Genomic DNA, 17,837 nt, shown 5'->3' with positions numbered 1-17,837 from the left:
CTTCACTATAATTCTAATAAAAATTCTATCAAATCTATTGCGAAAACAGCTAAAAACGAATATTATAGTATATGCTCATTATTTTATTCGGAAAGTAAGGTGTACCCAATGAATAAACTCTTTAAATTAAAACAAAATAGTACAAATATCCGAACAGAAGTTGTCGCAGGTTTTACCACTTTCCTCACAATGGTTTACATAGTGGTTGTTAACCCGGCAATTCTCTCTAGTGCTGGTATACCGTTTGAACAGGTGTTTATGGCCACAGTAATATCAGCAGTTGTAGGAACATTATTTATGGCATTTTTCTCGAACTATCCAATTGCGATTGCACCTGGAATGGGGATGAATGCATATTTTGCGAGTGTTGTTGCCTCACAAGGATACTCGTATCAGATTGTCTTAGGTACAGTGTTCATCGCTGGTATCATTTTTATGTTATTAAGCTTAACACAGCTACGCGAAACTTTAATTGAAGCAATTCCTCCTTCTTTAAAATTCGGAATTACATCTGGTATCGGTTTATTTATTGCTTTTCTTGGTTTGAAAATGTCTGGAATTGTAGTACCGAATGAAGCAACCATGGTTGGATTTGGTGACTTGCATCAACCAGTTACACTGTTAACGCTAGCAGGATTGTTCATTACGCTAATGTTAATGGCAAGGAACATAAAAGGTGCCCTCTTTATTGGAATGATTATAACTGGTATTATTGGATTTTTTACTGGTCAGCTTGATTTTAATGGCTTTACTTCAGTACCACCTACTCCAGTATTTTTTGACATGGATATAGGTGGAGTATTTGCGAACAGTCTTTACACGATTATTTTTGCATTTTTGCTTGTGACAATATTTGATACAACCGGAACTATGATCGGAGTAGCTGAGCAGGCTGGTTTTATGAAGGATGGAAAATTACCACGTGCTAAATCTGCATTGATGGCTGACGCAACAGCTACTACAGTTGGTTCTATGTTTGGGACAAGCCCATCTACTGCCTATATTGAGTCTACCGCAGGGGTAACTGCTGGGGGACGTACTGGACTAACATCACTTATAGTGGCTATATTATTTGCACTTTCCATATTCTTTTCACCATTAATTGGAGCTATTGCTGATTTGCCAGCAATGACAGCACCTGTATTAATAATTGTCGGAAGTTTTATGATGGAAGGATTGGCACGCATAAATTGGAAATCCTTTGACGAAGCATTTCCAGCATTTGCAATTATTCTAACCATGCCGTTAACTTCTAGTATAGCAACAGGAATTTCAATTGGATTTATCACGTATCCTTTATTAAAATTGATCAGTGGCAAAGGGAAAGATGTGCATTGGATTTTGTATTTGTTCGGAATCATCTTCGTTCTACAAATGATCTTTTTCCCAGCACACTAAGGGCAGTAGAATATAAAAATTGGGTATCAGCAATCACAACTTGCTGATGCCCATTTTTTATGCTAATTAAATCCGTGAAAAGCGGGTAGTACTAAGTAACGAGAGAAATTGGAAGCATATTTAACTTGCATGACGTCTGACAACCTGGTAAAATCACTAGTGGAAAAACTAATTGTAAGCATTTACAATTTTATTGATTATATGTAAAGGGAGGCTACATCACTTGGATATTCTTCTTGGGATTTTAGCAATCATTGTTGTTCTTGGACTAGCATTTTTAATGTCAAATGATAAGAAAAGCATTAACTACCGAGGCATCGCTGTAATGTTAGTTGCACAGATATTGACAACATGGTTCATGTTTACCACTGAAATTGGACAGACCATCATAAATGGGATCTCAGCAGCTTTTAATAAACTAATTGAGTTTGGTACAGTAGGGGTTAACTTTATATTAGGTGGAGTGGCAACTGTAGAGGGTGGAAGCATATTCTTTTTTGATGTGCTATTACTCATTATCTTTTTCTCAACTATTTTATCAGTTCTTACGTATTTAAAAATCCTGCCACCGATTATTAAATATTTGGGCGGATTTATCTCAAAAATTACTGGTTTACCAAAGGTTGAATCATTCAATGCAGTTAACAGTATTTTCTTTGGACAATCTGAAGCGCTACTGGCAATTAAGTCGCAGTTTCATCATTTAGATAAGAATCGCTTGTATATTGTAAGTGCGTCAGCAATGGGCTCTGTGTCTGCTTCGATTGTTGGTGCGTATTTACAAATTTTACCTGAGCAATATGTTCTAATAGCATTACCTTTAAACATGTTTAGTGCGTTAATGATTTCTTCCGTAATTGCGCCTGTTAAAGTACCGAAAGAGGAAGATCATGTTGACATAAAAAATGTCACAAACGATAAAAGTATTTTTGAGGCGATGGGTAATGGAGCGCTTGATGGTGGTAAAATTGCACTAATTGTTGCTGCAATGCTTGTTGCGTTTATTGCGTCCCTCGAGCTTGTGAACTGGATAATTGCATTTTCTGGCCTTACATTGCAGGAAATTCTTGGCTATATACTAGCTCCATTAGGATTATTAATGGGTATTGCACCAAGTGAAGTAATTGAAGCTGGCGGAATCATGGGTACGAAAATTGTAACCAATGAATTCGTAGCAATGCTTGAATTCCAACAAATCCTCGATGGCATGTCAGAAAAAACAATCGGTATTGTAACTGTATTTCTAACTAGTTTCGCTAACTTTTCATCGATTGGAATTATCGCTGGAACTGTACAAGCTATTGATAACAAAAAAGCAATTCAGGTGTCCGGTTTCGGTATGAAGTTGTTGATTGGTGCTACACTTGCATCTATTCTATCTGCAACAGTGGTTGGATTGTTCTTATAGAAATGAAAAAAAACCGTCTTAGATTAGGCGGTTTTTTTTGCATTGGAATTTTTGCCCGGATTTTTTCATTGATGTTTATTTAGAAAAAGATAAGGAAAGATATATAGTAGACTAAATTTTAGGAGAGCGATAGTGTGAGTGAGCAATTCAATTTATTTATTAATGGAAGATGGGTATCCACAAATGAAACGGTAGATGTACTAAATAAATATACACAAGGTTTATTTGCAACGGTTTCTAAAGCGGGTGAAAAGGAAGTTGACCAAGCAATTGGAAGCGCGCAAAAAGCTTTTAAATCGAATCAGTTAAGTGCATATGATCGTTATAAACTATTAAAACGAGTATCTGAATTACTGCAGGAGAATAAAGACGAATTTGCAAAGTCTATTGTAATGGAAGCAGGAAAGCCTTTAAAACAAGCCCGAACAGAGGTAGACCGTGCGACGCAAACATTTGAAATTTCTGCTGAGGAAGCAAAAAGAATTAGCGGTCATGGCGTTCCGGTAGAAGCGGCGCCAGGATCAGAAAATCGCATGGCATTTACGATTCGTGTCCCTGTTGGAGTAGTTGGTGCAATTAGCCCATTTAATTTTCCGCTAAACTTAGTTGCACATAAAATTGGACCGGCGATTGCTGCAGGAAATGCGGTTGTATTGAAGCCAGCAAGTGCTACACCAACAACCGCATTGCGTATGGCTCTTTTATTTGAAGAAGCAGGTCTACCAGCAGGAATGTTAAATGTTGTCGTTGGTTCGGGTTCTGTGATAGGTAAACAAATGCAGCAAGATAAGCGTATTTCCGTTTACACGTTTACCGGCAGTGCCGAAGTTGGTTTAAAATTAAAGCAAAACACAGGATTGAATAAACTAATCCTGGAGTTAGGTAATAACTCACCGGTTATCGTGGACAAAGAGGCAGATACAGACAAAGCAGCAGCAAATATAGCACAAAAAAGTTTTGCTTTTGCTGGTCAGGTTTGTATATCCGTCCAGCGTGTCTATGTCCATGAATCGATACAACAGACTTTTCAGGAAAAACTACTTTTAGCAATGAAGGACTTGAATATCGGTAATCCAAACGATAGTGATACAGATGTAGGACCAATGATCTCTGAGGACGAAGCAAAACGGGCGGAGGACTGGGTTAACGCAGCGGAAGAGAATGGGGCGGAAGTCGTTATTGGCGGAAAGCGAGAGGGAGCACTCTATTATCCAACTGTTCTAAGGAATGTGAAAAAAGATATGCGAGTAGTTAGCGATGAAATATTCGCGCCGGTGTTGTGTATAATCCCATACAATGATTTAGATGCATGTATTGAAGATGTAAATGAATCTCCATATGGATTACAGGGTGGGATTTTCACCAAAAATCTTGATACCGCATTTTATGCAGCAAAACGGGTGCAAGTTGGTGGCATGATGATCAACGATTCCTCACAATATCGTGTTGATTTAATGCCTTATGGTGGAGTTAAAGACAGCGGATGGGGAAAAGAAGGTCCGAAATATTCAATAGAAGAAATGACTGAAGAACGATTGATTGTACTAAACTTGCATTGATAAGTATAAACTTTTAGTGGATATCAGTATAAGTGCAACTAAGGCTTTCGTCATTAAAGATTGGCGATAATCCAGGTTTTCTAAGAAGAATAGAATTTGGTGAGAGCGGGGATTCGTGACTCCGCTCTTTTTTTAGGAGCAAAATAATAAATGAATATACGAAGGAGACAGTATAATTCAAATTCAGGAAGAACAATGGAACAATAAAATATCAAACCGCTATAGTTATCGGCATTTTGGTTATAAACTAGTTTTACCCTTAATAGAATAGATAATGTAGGTTATTCTGCATGCGAAATCTATTTTGGAGTTGTTTAATTTGGAACCTAATAGTGGGATTAGTAAAGAATTGAGAGATATTTTAAAAGAATCCGAAACGGAAAAGTTTCTTCTTAAGTTACAAAGCCATCTGATTAAGTCTACTAACGAGAACCAGAGACGGAATAATAAGAAGTACAGTTTGACTTTTTTTAGAAATTTACCATTGCTGGATAGAAAATTAGATGAATTGAGTATACAAGAAAAAAGGCTATTAAAAGTTAAAGTCAACTCTCTAATCACTTATCTGGACGACATAAATAAAATTAGCTTTCCTTCACCTTTTATTATAGGTGTCTTCACCGCGGTAATTTCGTTGGTTCTTGGAGTTATGATAAAGGACCCTTCTGCCTTCCCAAAATGGACAATAGCTATGGTAATAGGATGTTTTGTTTTATTTATTCCTGGTATATCATGGTTTACATTGGATCAATCTGGAAAAGCTGCCGAACTGAAAGAGGTTTTATCTACTGTAAAGGAAATTATAGATTAATTCAGTCAGTCTTTAGCTGGTTGCTATGTTTTAAATGAGTTAATTACGGTAATATAGTCACTATAGACAAACTAAGAATCTAAGCACAAACTAGCAAACTGTTTAAATAAAAGGAGAATGTATACTATGCGTATCCAATTGAAACATTACATTAATGGCGAATGGGTGGAATCAACCGGTACTGATACAGAGGAAGTCATTAATCCAGCAACGGAAGAAGTAATAGGCAAAATCAGCTTAGGTACTAAAGAAGATTTGGATAAGGCGGTGGAAGCTGCACAAGCAGCACTTCCTTCCTTTTCCAAAACAACTAAAGAAGAGCGAATAGAAATGCTTGAAAAGATTACAACTGAATATGAAAAACGTAAAGAGGACCTTATTGAAACAATCACAGATGAACTTGGGTCACCTCTTAAAATTTCAGAAAAAGTTCACTATCAGATGGGCTATGCGCATTTCTCACAAGCTGCGAAATCCCTTAAAGAATTTTCATTCACTGAGGATCGTGGTGACCATACAATTGTAAAAGATACAGTAGGTGTTAGTGGCCTTATTACACCATGGAACTTTCCAACAAATCAAACGTCAACCAAAATTGCCAGCGCATTTGCAGCGGGAAGTCCAGTTGTCCTAAAACCATCTGAATTGACACCATTTGCCGCGATTATTTTAGCAGAGATTTTTGATGCTGCTGGCGTTCCAAAAGGCGCCTTTAATCTTGTTAACGGTTCAGGTTCCGTGATTGGGGATGGTATTAGTTCTCATCCTGACATTGACTTTGTTTCCTTCACAGGCTCTGTTGGCACCGGACAAAAGATTATGGAAAATGCAGCTAAAACAATTAAGAATTTTGCACTTGAACTAGGAGGGAAATCACCTCTCGTTGTACTAGAGGATGCAGATATAGAACAAGCAGCAAAGGCGGCTGTTAATCATATTGCAATGAACACAGGTCAAGTTTGTTCCGCAGCGACGCGCATTATTGTGCCTGCTTCTATTAAAAAAGAGTTTGAAGAAGCAGTCAAAAAAGTACTTCCAAAATTCCCTGTTGGTGACCCTCGTGAAAAATCATTCATAGGTCCACTGGTGGCTGAAAAACAATGGGATACTGTTCAATCTTACATCGAAAAAGGAATTAGTGAAGGTGCAACTCTAATTGCCGGTGGGACTGGCAAGCCAGAAGGTATTGAAAAAGGATACTACGCTCGACCAACTGTTTTTACCGATGTAAAAAATAGTATGGTCATCGCACAGGAAGAAATCTTTGGGCCGGTAATGTCGATTATCACGTATGAGACGGTTGACGAAGCAATTAAGATTGCCAACGACACCGTGTACGGATTAGCTGGTTATGTGATTGGAAATCATAAGGAAACATTACGTAAAGTAGCGACAAGTATAAAAGCTGGTCGGATTACGGTCAATAATGCTGGGGCAGACTTCTCTGCACCATTTGGTGGCTATAAGCAATCTGGTATCGGAAGAGAATGGGGCGATTTCGGTATTGAAGAATACCTGGAAACGAAAGCAATTTTAGGTCTTTCATCATAGCTTAACAAGAAAAAATACAACGGGCTTAATTTAAGCTCGTTGTATTTTTGTGTTTTTTTGCAGATACAATAACCGCCAAAGCAGTGCAACTGCACCACAGCTTAATCCAATAATAATGCCAACCCAATAGCCGAATGGTTCAAGTGGAGTGTAGTTCGCTAACAACCATCCGCTAGGTAATCCAATAATCCAATAAGAAACAAACGAAGTAATAAGTGTTACATTTACATCCTTATATCCCCGTAATGCCCCTTGAATGGGAGCGCCAAACGCATCCGCTAGTTGGAAAAAGATTGCATAATAGATAAACTGTTTTGTTAGTTCTACAACCTCTGCATTATCCGTATAAAGATTTGCTACCATATCATTAAACACATATAAAACAAGACCAGCAAAAATGGCAATAAACAAACCTCCACTAATTCCAATGTACCCATATATCCTAGCATCCGCAAGCCGTTTACCGCCGATTTCATAGCCCACCGCAATCGTAAGTGCAATGCCAACACTTAATGGAATCATATATAATAAAGAAGCAAAGTTAATTGCAGCTTGATGTGCAGCTATTGTATAGGTGCTGTACACGCTCATGAATAGAGTGACAGCTGAAAAAATACTTGTCTCAAAAAAGATGGAAAATCCGATTGGAATTCCGATTCTTAACTGCTCCCACCAATCAGCTAATGAAGGTTTTACCCAGTTTTTAAAAAGATTGTACCCTTGAAATGGATGCATCTTATAAAGGATGCCAAATGCAAGAAAGCTAACCAACCAATAAGTTAGCGCAGTGGCAATTCCAGAACCAACACCACCAAATGCTGGAACACCAAATTTACCAAAGATAAATATGTAGTTAAAGAATATATTTATCGGTAAAGCGACCAAAATAATAATCATAGAAATACGTGTTTGCCCGAGTGCATCAATAAAACAGCGTAATGTATTAAAAATGAACAAAGGCACAATTCCGGTTACTAGCCAAATAATATAATATTTAGCAGTATGTCTTACTTCCGTTTCCAGGTCCATTGCCTGTAAAATAGGATTTAATATAAAAGCTCCTATAATAACAACAAAGATTGCAAGCGCCGTAGCCAAATAAACACCTTGTTGAACTTTTTTCGCAATATTATGATTAGCTTTCGCACCAATTAAATGTGCGATGATGGGTGTGATGGCAAGTAGAACACCATTAATTCCAGTGAAAATGGGAACCCAAAGACTTGAGCCAATTGCCACGCCTGCAAGATCTTTTGCACCAGCTTGACCAGACATTACCGTATCAAAAAAGTTCATCAAATACATGCTGACTTGCGTAACTAGGATTGGTATTAGAATGATTGTAAACAGCTTTAATTTTTCTTTTATTGTCGAAGTTTCATACATAAATGTCTTCCTTTTTCTATAATTTTCTACTAGTATAAAGAAGTGATTGTAATGAATAATAACTGCAATTATACCGTTTTACTTCGTATTGCGAAAGAAGGGACGTACAATTAATGAATAAAAAAAGTATTCTGTTTACAGGTGGCGGAACAGCTGGTCATGTTATTGTAAATTTGGCGGTTATTCCCATCTTCCTTCGTGATGGATGGGAAATTAATTATATCGGATCAAAAGATGGAATAGAACGAAAGCTAATTGAACAGTTAGATGGTGTATCGTATCATCCGATTTCTACTGGAAAGCTTCGGCGCTATATGTCTAAGGAAAATCTAAAAGACCCATTTAAGGTATTAAAAGGCACTATGCAGGCGTGGCGAATCATTGGTAAAAGTAAACCATCGATTATTTTCTCAAAAGGTGGATTTGTATCAGTTCCGGTTGTATTGGCAGCAAAAGTACGGCGGGTACCAGCTGTCATCCATGAATCTGATTTCACCCCTGGTCTTGCTAATAAAATTGCCATACCATTTGTTAAAAAGGTACTGGCAACATTCCCAGAAACCATGGAATACCTCCCTGAACAAAAAGCAGAATATGTTGGTGCAGTTGTCCGAGATGAACTTTTTCAGGGTAGTAAAGAGAAAGGATTAACATTTTGTGGTTTCACGAACAAGAAGCCTGTATTACTTATTATGGGTGGTAGCGGTGGCTCGAAAAAAATTAATGATAGTGTGCGGGCGAGTCTGGATAAATTGTTAGCCGAATTTCAAATTATTCATGTCTGTGGTATCGGGAAAACAGAATCTGAAGTTAATCGTCCTGGCTATATCCAATTTGAATATGTAAACGAAGAGCTGAAGGATCTTTTTGCAGCTGCTGATTTTGTCTTGTCACGAGCTGGTTCAAACGCCATATTTGAGTTTTTGTCTTTAAAAATCCCGATGCTATTAATCCCATTATCTAAAGGATCAAGCAGAGGAGACCAAATTATAAATGCAAAATCCTTTGCCGAGAAAAGATATGCACGTGTGATGGAAGAAGAAAAATTGACTGAAGCAACACTTGAACAGGAATTGCTTCAATTGAAGGAACACGAGTTAATAATGAAAACCAATATGGAATCCTATCAAAGTGCGAAAGCAAAAGACAGAGTTATTGAAATAATAAAAAGTAGTAGTAGGTAGAAAAGCGAAGGTGGCTTCTAGGAGCCGAATCAAGTAAATAATAAAACTCCCTTATTACTAGTTCCAGTAATAAGGGAGTTTTTAATGTTGGATAGCGAATAGTTAAATCGCGTGGGTATATCATGCAAATCGTGCATTAAATGGTTTTATCGTGCAACAACTCTCCAAAATCGCGCAATTACACGATTGATGCACGATTTCAGTGTAATGTCGCGCCATTCTTTCAGGTTAACGCACGAATTCAATGTGTTATTGCACGTGCGCTTTTTCACTTTCTATCTTCTAAAAGGCCACCAGTTTATATTGCCGAAAAGTCGGACCATGACCGGTACGAATAATGGTAGCATGACAAAGGCATAAAGGAATAACCCTGTTAAAACCACTGTGGCGATTTGCAAGAGTGATAACACGCCTGATGGAAGCATCGCTCCAAATGTACCACCTAAAATAACTGCTGCTGAAATAATAACGGTTCCCATGTTTTTCATAGAGTTAATTAATGCATCTTTAATTGGAATTTCTTTGTATTCCTTGAATCGATCCATTAAGAATATACTGTAATCAATTCCAAGCGCCATTAACATAACAAATCCGAAGAACGGGATTGCCCACGATAATCCATCATATCCAAGGATGTTTACAAAAATAACTTCTGCAACACCAAGGGATGTGAAATACGTTAAAACAAGTGATCCAATCAAGTAAACTGGAATAATAATCGAACGTAACATGATCACAAGTACGATGAATAGACCGATAATCATAAGTGTTACCGTTCGAGAATAATCAGCATCTGAGATATTTTGAAGATCATTATTTGTACTGCTTATACCACCAAGCTTGGGATTGCTATCCGCAAATACGGTACCATCTATTGTATCATTAACTGTATCCTCAATTTTATCGACCATGTTGACTGCTTCAGTTGAATATGGGTTATCCTTTAACACTACGTCAAATTTCGTGATGGTTTTATCATCTGAAATATACGGTTTGGTTCCTTCCATAAATGCTTCGCTTTCCAATACTTGTTCTGGTATGACAATCGTAGGATTACTTCCCTCAGTATTGAAGTCACCAAGGTAACGTTCTACCTCTGAAAGGCCTCCATAAATTTGTTGCAGTCCGTCAGAGCTTTCTTCAAGCCCTGTTGATAATTGTCCGAGCTGATCTTGCATGTCAGCAAATGCCGTTTTCAATCCTTCCTGGCCACCATATAGTTGAGATAGACCATCTTGCAGGCTTGGAATCTTATTTATTACTTGACCCTGACCAATCGCTGCTTGATTTAAGCCTGATTGTAATTGATTAATACCGCCAATTAGCTGACCAATTCCCTGTGATAGTTTCTCCTGCCCTGCGATAGAATCATTAAACCCAGCGTTCAATTCATTAAGAGGTGCAATAACATTGTCCTCAATCTGTGTTTGTGCACCTGCAAGCTTTCCAAGTTGTTCTTTTAATTGATTAATCCCATCAATTGTTCCATCTATTTGAGCAATTGATGCATTGTATTGTTTCATATACTCAGACCCTTTGTTACCAAGGTCTGGATTCGATTCAACTGCAATGTTTTTTGCGTTTACGCTGCTTTGTTTTGCACCCTGTAAAGCATCTGTTAGTTTCCCAAGTTGCTGTGCATCGGCACTTTGTGTGTTACCGAAATCGCCGAGTCCATCAGCAAGCTGTTGATAGCCATCCAACAGCTGTCGGTTTCCTGCAATCGTTTGATCCAAGTTACGTTTAATTGTCTGCAGGTTATTTTTAATTTCTAAAGCACCTTGAGATCCAGATTGAATACCGTTTTGGATTTTTGCTAGTGCGGTACTGATGTCTCCAATACCGTTATTTGTTGCTTGTGTGCCTTCCATTAGCTGGTCAACACCGTTTTGTGCTTCCTCAAGTTTAGGTGTTGCACTTTCCAACTCTTCAGCAGCTTTTGCTAGACCCTCTTGAATCTCTTTTATTCCTTCTGTGCTTTGACTAATACCACCAGCTAATTGTCCGGTTTGATTTTTGACCAAAAAGTCTTCAATGATTTCACCAGCAGGTCTAGTTGCACTCCTAACCTGGTCAACACCATCCATTTGGGAAATTTCTTGTGATAATGTTGCGATATCCTGATATTCCTTTACAGAATCAATAGGTTCATCTGTTTCCAGAACAACAGTTGTTGGCATGGTTTGGCCTGGCCCAAAACTGTCAGCAATCCAATTAAAGGCTTTTACAGAACCATATTCATCACCGATTTCTTCTAGGGAATTGTATGATTTGTCTCCATCAAAGGTAAGTAAAAATGGTAGCGTGATTATTGCGACGATAAGTAATGCAATTATAGGTCGTCCCCATGCAAATAATCCGGCAGATTTCCATAGTTTACTTTCTTTATGAGATACATTTTTATCAAATGGCCAAAAGAGTTTTTTCCCTAAAACTACTAGGAAAAATGGTACAAGTGTAGCTAGAGCAATTAAAACAACTGCTACACCCACTGCAACTGCTACGGCAGATTGATAGAGTGAAAAAGTTGATAATCCAATTGCAGAGAAGCCAACTAATACTGCTAATCCAGCGAAAAAGATTGTTTTACCAGCTGATTTATAAGTTGCTAATACGGCATCCTTAATGGAATCATGATGCGCTATTTCTTCTTTAAATCTACTAATTAATAAAATACAATAGTCCGTTCCAATTCCAAACATCACGGCGACCATGAAAATTTGGGTGAATGTTGATAATGGAAATCCAACACTAGCAGCAAGGATGGAGACTACTCCTTGTGCTGCAAGGTAACTAATACCTACTGTTAGTAATGGGATAAATGGTGCAACTAGAGATTTGAAAACGATAAACAGGATGATTAAAATTAATCCAACTGTGATGAATTCAGTTCGTTTTAAACCTTCCTCCGAGTTTTTCGTTATATCAAGTTGAATGTATTCTTCACCAGTTAAGTAGTGTTCTACATCGATATTGTCAACAGTACCATAAACTTTATCGCGGGATTCTCCGATTTCCTGTTTTGCTAATGAGAGATCAAATGGTACCAGAATAGTTGTACCATCCTGTGATATGGTCTGCTCTGCAATTGCAGGATCCTCTGAAAAAGCCAGAATGTTAGAGAGGCCCAGCTTCCCTTTATTTTCTTTTAATTGACCAATAGCATTTGAGACTTCTTGTTTTTCAGTTTCATCAATTCCGTTATCATCATGAAAAACAAGAACAGCACTTGCTGTATCCTTGCCATTATCAGTAGACATCTGCTCAATTAGTGCACTTGCTTCTCGCGATGGAAAGTCTTCAGGTACAGAAATTTGTCCCTTCTCCCTTACAAGTTCTTGAAGGTTTGGAGCAAAAATGAATAAACCAACTGCAATAGTCACCCATAAAATAGCAATTAGCCAACGAAATCGTATAATCTGTTTCATTGGTTTAATCCTCCCTTGTCACTTTCCATTACGTTTGCTAATTTTTCAAGAGATTGGATAAACATTGTAATTTCCTCTTTATCAAAATGGGAAAGCTGTTCCCCGATTACTGCATAAACTTCTTTTTCAGTAAAATTGACTAGATCTAATCCTTTAGGTGTTACGTGTAAGTAAACATTTCTGCGGTCTGATTGATCCCGGTTTCGTTCGATGAGATCTTTATCAAATAAACGGTTAATTTGTGCGGTGACGGCACTCTTACCAACCCCAAATGCATTAGCGATATCTGTGCTCGTGCATTTTTCGTTATTTCTAATATATTGCAGAGTAGAAAATTGGTCTGTCGTAATATTCGAATGAATTTTTTCCTTCAGAATACTATTAACACCACGGTAAATGGTATTCATTGCAGTTTGATAACGGCTAATAAGTAAATATATATCCATGATTATAGAACACCTCCAAATGTGTAAAAGGTTCAATTGGTGAATAGTTTAACAAGTGAACTACTTTATAATAACAAGATTAGTATGGATAATCAATCGATAATTAAGTGTGTCACAAAATAGACATCTTTCGTTTCATGATCTAAAAAGGCGGGTATAGTAAATAGGATTAAAGTCTGCGAAACAATTGTTTTTATGTATAAAAGTAGCGTTATTTAAAGTATTTGTGGCAATGTTGGAAGAATGTGTAGATATAACATCTCTGAAACTAGCTCAACGGGCTTTATACGGTTATAACACGCTTAAAGCCATTTGATTAATAGGAGTGTTTTCCTATATCATTAATAATGTTGTTCGCATAAAACTGTATTCCACACAGTAGACCTAGCTCTTCCTCAGCAATAAGTTTCTACCCTATAACCATCCTTTGCGTAAAAAGTCATTTCGTATAGCACAACCATTTATGGTTGTGTATCACCTGTGTCTTTCCATTATTACAAAAACTAAAAAAGGGGAAATGAAGATGAAAAAGTTATTAATGGTGTTATCGACTATCATACTAGTAGTACTTTCAGCCTGTAGCGGAGGATCTGAATCTAGTGGGAAATTGGATAAAATCGTATTTGCTGATGCTGGATGGGATAGTATTCGTGTCCACAATAGCATTGCACAAAAAATAGTTGAAGAGGGTTATGGATATGAAACAGAGGTAACTCCTGGATCAACTGCAGCAACTTTCCAAGGATTAACGGAAGGTGATATCAATGTTTACATGGAAGTATGGACAGATAATATCAAAGAAATATACAACGAAGCTATTGACGCAGGAGAAATTGAAAAGGTATCAGTAAACTTTGATGATAATGTACAAGGATTATATGTCCCTACATACGTAATAGAAGGGGACGAAGAAAGAGGAATTGAGCCAATGGCACCTGATTTGAAAACGGTTGAGGATTTAAAAAAGTATCCTGAATTGTTTGCAGATCCTGCAGAACCTGAAAAAGGTCGTTTGATAAATGCACCGAGTGGTTGGGCAGTTGCCGAGGCTATTACTCAAAAAATGGATGCCTATGGTTTAAATGATACGTTTGTAAACTTTATGCCAGGTTCTGACGCAGCAATTGTTGCATCCATGACAGATGCAATTAAGGCTGGCGAAGCATGGGTAGGTTATTATTGGTCTCCTACAGCTGTAACAGCCAAATACGATCTCACGTTATTGCAAGAGCCAGAATTTGATCAAGCAGTTTGGGCAGAATCAAAAGGAACAGAATTCCCACCAAACGATGTTGTGGTTGCCGTTCACAAAGATATGCCTGAACAAGCACCAGAGGTAGTAGACTTCTTAAATAATTATGAAACAAGTTCAGCTTTAACAGAAGAAGCATTAAGTTATATGGAAGAAAACCAGGCATCGACTGAGGAAGCAGCAATTTGGTGGATGAACGAACATGAAGATATTTGGACAAGTTGGGTTCCTGAAGATGTGGCCAAGAAAGTCAAAGAATCCATGAAGTAGTAAACAAAAGCGCAAGGACACAGCTATCGGCATATAAATCTAGTCGTACAAAAATTGGCAGCTGGCCGCTATGGTTGGCTGCCGTTATAATCTAAAAAGCGAGGTGAGAGGACTGTAGCTATACAGTCTGCCTATGGGGATTTTTCCAGATATAACAACAAAACTTGGGGATTATGTAGAAGAATTTGTTGGATTTTTAGATACAACGTTTAAACCTCTATTTGATTTCATTTATTTATTTTCATCAGATATTATTAATGGAATTGAAGCATTATTATTATGGCTGCCATGGTGGCTATTTATCCTATTAATTGTGCTATTAGGATGGTATTTTAAATCTATTGTGTCAGGTATACTATACGGTGTTTTTATTTTTTTAATAGGTACTTTTGGATTATGGGAAGATATGATGACTACGATTGCTGTAGTGCTTACAGCAGTAATTGTATCGTTAGGAATAGGAATTCCACTCGGGGTATTGAATTCATTTAGCAATGGTTTTTCTGCAGTTATGCGACCTATTTTAGACGCTATGCAAACAATGCCAAGTTTCGTTTACCTAATTCCAGCAATATTCTTCTTTGGTTTAGGAAACGTATCCGCCATTTTTGCTACTTTAATATATGCAGTACCGCCTGTTATTCGATTAACAGAGCTCGCAATTCGTGGGGTAGATAAAGAAGTAATTGAATCAGCTCAGTCATTTGGATCATCTAGATGGCAAATGCTTCGTAAAATCCAATTACCTCAGGCATTACCTACAATTATGGCAGGTGTGAATCAAACGACAATGATGGCACTTGCTATGGTAGTTATTGCATCAATGGTCGGGGCCCAGGGATTAGGAGAACAAGTGCTGGTTTCCATTAACCGGATAGATATTTCACTAGGATTTGAAGCGGGTATTAGTATTGTCTTTTTAGCAATTATTATTGACCGCGTTACAGGTGGAGTAGCGGATAAACTCCAGAAGCATAGGAGGGTTAACGAATGACGGCAAAAATAAAGTTAGAAAATGTATCAAAAATATTTGGTCCTAAACCAAAATCAGTTATTCCTCAAATTAAAGAGGGGATGAGTAAAGATGAAATCCTTGCTGATACAGGGCACACGGTTGGTGTTTATAATGCATCAATGGAAATCAACCAAGGTGAAATTTTCGTAATCATGGGCTTGTCTGGTAGTGGGAAATCTACTTTAATCCGTTGTTTTAATTTACTCAATAAACCAACAGACGGATCCATTTTTATCGATGGTGAAGATATTGCAAAGTATAGTGGTGCAAAACTTAAAAAAGTGCGCCAAGAAAAAATTGCTATGGTTTTTCAGCATTTCGGTCTATTTAATCATCGAACCGTGCAAGGCAATGTGGAGTACGGTTTAGAAATTAAAAAGGTTAAAAAAGAAGAACGTGAAAATATTGCACGGAAAAATCTGGAAGTGGTTGGATTAAAGGGATGGGAGGAAAAATATCCTGATCAGTTGTCTGGTGGTATGCAGCAGCGTGTCGGATTAGCTCGTGCGCTTGCAAATGATCCGGATATTCTTTTAATGGATGAACCTTTCAGTGCACTCGATCCGCTTATTCGGAGAGAAATGCAATTGGAATTATTGGATATTCAAGATCGCCTGCAAAAAACAATTATTTTCATCACACACGATGTAAATGAGGCTTTTAAATTAGGTGATCGTGTTGCGGTAATGAAGGATGGTAAAGTCGTTCAGATAGGAACTCCTGAGGAAATAATAGAACAGCCTGCTAATGATTATATCTCGGATTTTATTAAGGATATCGATCGTTCAAAGGTTTTTCAAGCTGAACATGTTATGATCAAACCAAACGCACTAGTTTCGACAAAAGATGGACTAAATGTAGCTGTTAAAGAAATGAAGGAAAATAATATATCAAGTGTTTTCGTTGTAGATCGAAAGCGACATGTGAAAGGCATTGTAACGATTGATGATGCGATTAAAGGAATAAAGGAAAACAAAGAACTAGTTGATGTATTACGAACAAACATTTCCATTGTTCAGCAGGATGAGTATGTAAGTGAACTAATTCCAAAAACATTAGAATCTAAATTTCCGTTAGCAGTTGTTAACAATGAAGATAAACTAATTGGCTTCATACTTCGGGTACATGTATTGTCTGGACTTGTATCAAACGATATTAATGAAAGTGCAGAATACCACGGTTAATCATACAAAGAACTGACTGTCAGCAGATGGTCAGTTTTTCTTTGTTAAAGTAAGGGTAATAGGTAATGTATGTTATAAGAAAGGTGAGATGCAAAGTGGATAGTTCTAATTTTAAAAAACTGTCGAATGGTATTTCTATCCCAAGGTTAGGTCTTGGTGTATACAAGGTTCCAGTAGATCAAGTATATGATACAGTATCAAATGCTTTGGATTTAGGTTACCGCCATATTGATACAGCAAGCTTTTACGGAAATGAAGAAGGAGTAGGTAAAGCTGTACGTAATTTTGGCATTCCACGGGAAGAAATTTTTGTAACAAGTAAGGTATGGAATGATGATCAAGGTTACCATAATACCTTGAGGGCTTTTGACCGTAGTATGGAAAAGTTAGGTTTTGATTATTTGGATCTGTTTTTAATTCACTGGCCAATTCCAAAAGTTTTCCCTGAAACATGGAAGGCCTTGGAAGAGATTAACAGGACTAATGGCGTTAGAGCAATAGGTGTAAGTAATTTCCTTGATCATCATTTGGAGGAGTTGTCAAAAACAGCTAGCGAAACACCTGTAGTTGACCAAATAGAATTACATCCTAGATTACTGCAAAAAAGTACGGTTGAGTATTGTCGTGAGCATGGTATTGCTGTTGAATCATGGTCACCCCTTGGAAGAGCGATGTACTTGGATGATCCAGTTTTAGGGAAATTGGCAGGCAAATACCAGAAGTCAGTAGCGCAATTAATCATAAGGTGGCATTTGGAAAATGATTTTGTGGTAATTCCGAAATCCACAAATGTTGCACGGCAAAAGGAAAACGCAGATGTATTTGATTTTAAAATTTCAATGGAAGACATGGAACAAATGAATCAGATGAACGTGGACTTTCGAATAGGATCTCATCCGAACGATATGAAATTATTATAAGTAAACACGCCCGGTCTTCTTATAC

The 17,837-nt window shown here is 37.5% G+C and carries 13 protein-coding genes; 10 read left to right on the top strand and 3 right to left on the bottom strand.

The window, feature by feature from the left end:
* Nucleotides 1-108 precede the first annotated feature (108 nt).
* From AC3G7N_RS09375 to AC3G7N_RS09355, 5 genes are all read left to right on the top strand, one after another.
* On the top strand, nucleotides 109-1,398 hold the full coding sequence (locus AC3G7N_RS09375; protein ID WP_489421895.1) for an NCS2 family permease: 1,290 nt from the start codon (nucleotides 109-111) through the stop codon (nucleotides 1,396-1,398).
* A gap of 223 nt (nucleotides 1,399-1,621) precedes the next feature.
* Nucleotides 1,622-2,806 (top strand): NupC/NupG family nucleoside CNT transporter, encoded by a 1,185-nt coding sequence (locus AC3G7N_RS09370; protein WP_489421894.1) that lies wholly within the window; start codon nucleotides 1,622-1,624, stop codon nucleotides 2,804-2,806.
* 134 nt (nucleotides 2,807-2,940) lie between these two features.
* Nucleotides 2,941-4,365, top strand: coding sequence for an aldehyde dehydrogenase family protein (locus tag AC3G7N_RS09365; protein ID WP_489421893.1), 1,425 nt, complete (start codon nucleotides 2,941-2,943; stop codon nucleotides 4,363-4,365).
* Nucleotides 4,366-4,684: 319 nt separating this feature from the next.
* Entirely contained in the window at nucleotides 4,685-5,176 is a 492-nt protein-coding gene (locus tag AC3G7N_RS09360) for a hypothetical protein (protein ID WP_489421892.1), read from the top strand.
* Nucleotides 5,177-5,302: 126 nt separating this feature from the next.
* The gene (locus AC3G7N_RS09355; protein WP_489421891.1) at nucleotides 5,303-6,727 is read left to right on the top strand and encodes an aldehyde dehydrogenase family protein; all 1,425 of its coding nucleotides are present in this window, start codon (nucleotides 5,303-5,305) and stop codon (nucleotides 6,725-6,727) included.
* Between the two features lie 30 nt (nucleotides 6,728-6,757).
* Here AC3G7N_RS09355 and AC3G7N_RS09350 read toward each other — a convergent pair whose 3' ends face one another.
* Nucleotides 6,758-8,113: an MATE family efflux transporter gene (locus AC3G7N_RS09350; RefSeq protein WP_489421890.1), complete on the bottom strand. Its 1,356-nt coding sequence runs from the start codon at nucleotides 8,111-8,113 to the stop codon at nucleotides 6,758-6,760.
* Nucleotides 8,114-8,226: 113 nt separating this feature from the next.
* Here AC3G7N_RS09350 and murG point away from each other — a divergent pair, with 113 nt between their 5' ends.
* Nucleotides 8,227-9,297, top strand: a complete 1,071-nt coding sequence (murG, locus tag AC3G7N_RS09345; protein ID WP_489421889.1) for an undecaprenyldiphospho-muramoylpentapeptide beta-N-acetylglucosaminyltransferase — start codon at nucleotides 8,227-8,229, stop codon at nucleotides 9,295-9,297.
* A 275-nt stretch (nucleotides 9,298-9,572) separates the two neighbouring features.
* Here the strand turns inward: murG and AC3G7N_RS09340 are convergent, their stop codons facing one another.
* Together AC3G7N_RS09340 and AC3G7N_RS09335 are read right to left on the bottom strand one after the other, a co-directional pair.
* Entirely contained in the window at nucleotides 9,573-12,725 is a 3,153-nt protein-coding gene (locus AC3G7N_RS09340) for an MMPL family transporter (protein WP_489421888.1), read from the bottom strand.
* Entirely contained in the window at nucleotides 12,722-13,171 is a 450-nt protein-coding gene (locus tag AC3G7N_RS09335; RefSeq protein WP_489421887.1) for a MarR family winged helix-turn-helix transcriptional regulator, read from the bottom strand. Before AC3G7N_RS09335 ends, AC3G7N_RS09340 begins: the two co-directional genes overlap by 4 nt.
* Before the next feature lie 523 nt (nucleotides 13,172-13,694).
* On the opposite strand from AC3G7N_RS09335, the gene AC3G7N_RS09330 reads away from it, so the two are divergent.
* The 4 genes from AC3G7N_RS09330 (at nucleotide 13,695) to AC3G7N_RS09315 (ending at nucleotide 17,812) form a co-directional block, all read left to right on the top strand.
* On the top strand, nucleotides 13,695-14,693 hold the full coding sequence (locus AC3G7N_RS09330; protein ID WP_489421886.1) for an ABC transporter substrate-binding protein: 999 nt from the start codon (nucleotides 13,695-13,697) through the stop codon (nucleotides 14,691-14,693).
* Nucleotides 14,694-14,826: 133 nt separating this feature from the next.
* Nucleotides 14,827-15,687: an ABC transporter permease gene (locus tag AC3G7N_RS09325; RefSeq protein WP_489421885.1), complete on the top strand. Its 861-nt coding sequence runs from the start codon at nucleotides 14,827-14,829 to the stop codon at nucleotides 15,685-15,687.
* On the top strand, nucleotides 15,684-16,892 hold the full coding sequence (locus AC3G7N_RS09320) for a quaternary amine ABC transporter ATP-binding protein (RefSeq protein ID WP_489421884.1): 1,209 nt from the start codon (nucleotides 15,684-15,686) through the stop codon (nucleotides 16,890-16,892). The genes AC3G7N_RS09325 and AC3G7N_RS09320 overlap by 4 nt, the downstream gene beginning before the upstream one ends.
* 95 nt (nucleotides 16,893-16,987) lie before the next feature.
* A complete protein-coding gene (locus AC3G7N_RS09315) occupies nucleotides 16,988-17,812 on the top strand; it encodes an aldo/keto reductase (RefSeq protein ID WP_489421883.1) in 825 nt (274 codons plus the stop codon).
* Nucleotides 17,813-17,837 lie beyond the last annotated feature (25 nt).

This window comes from Virgibacillus carmonensis (assembly GCF_057836705.1).
This window is presented reverse-complemented; position numbering and strand designations above follow the sequence as displayed.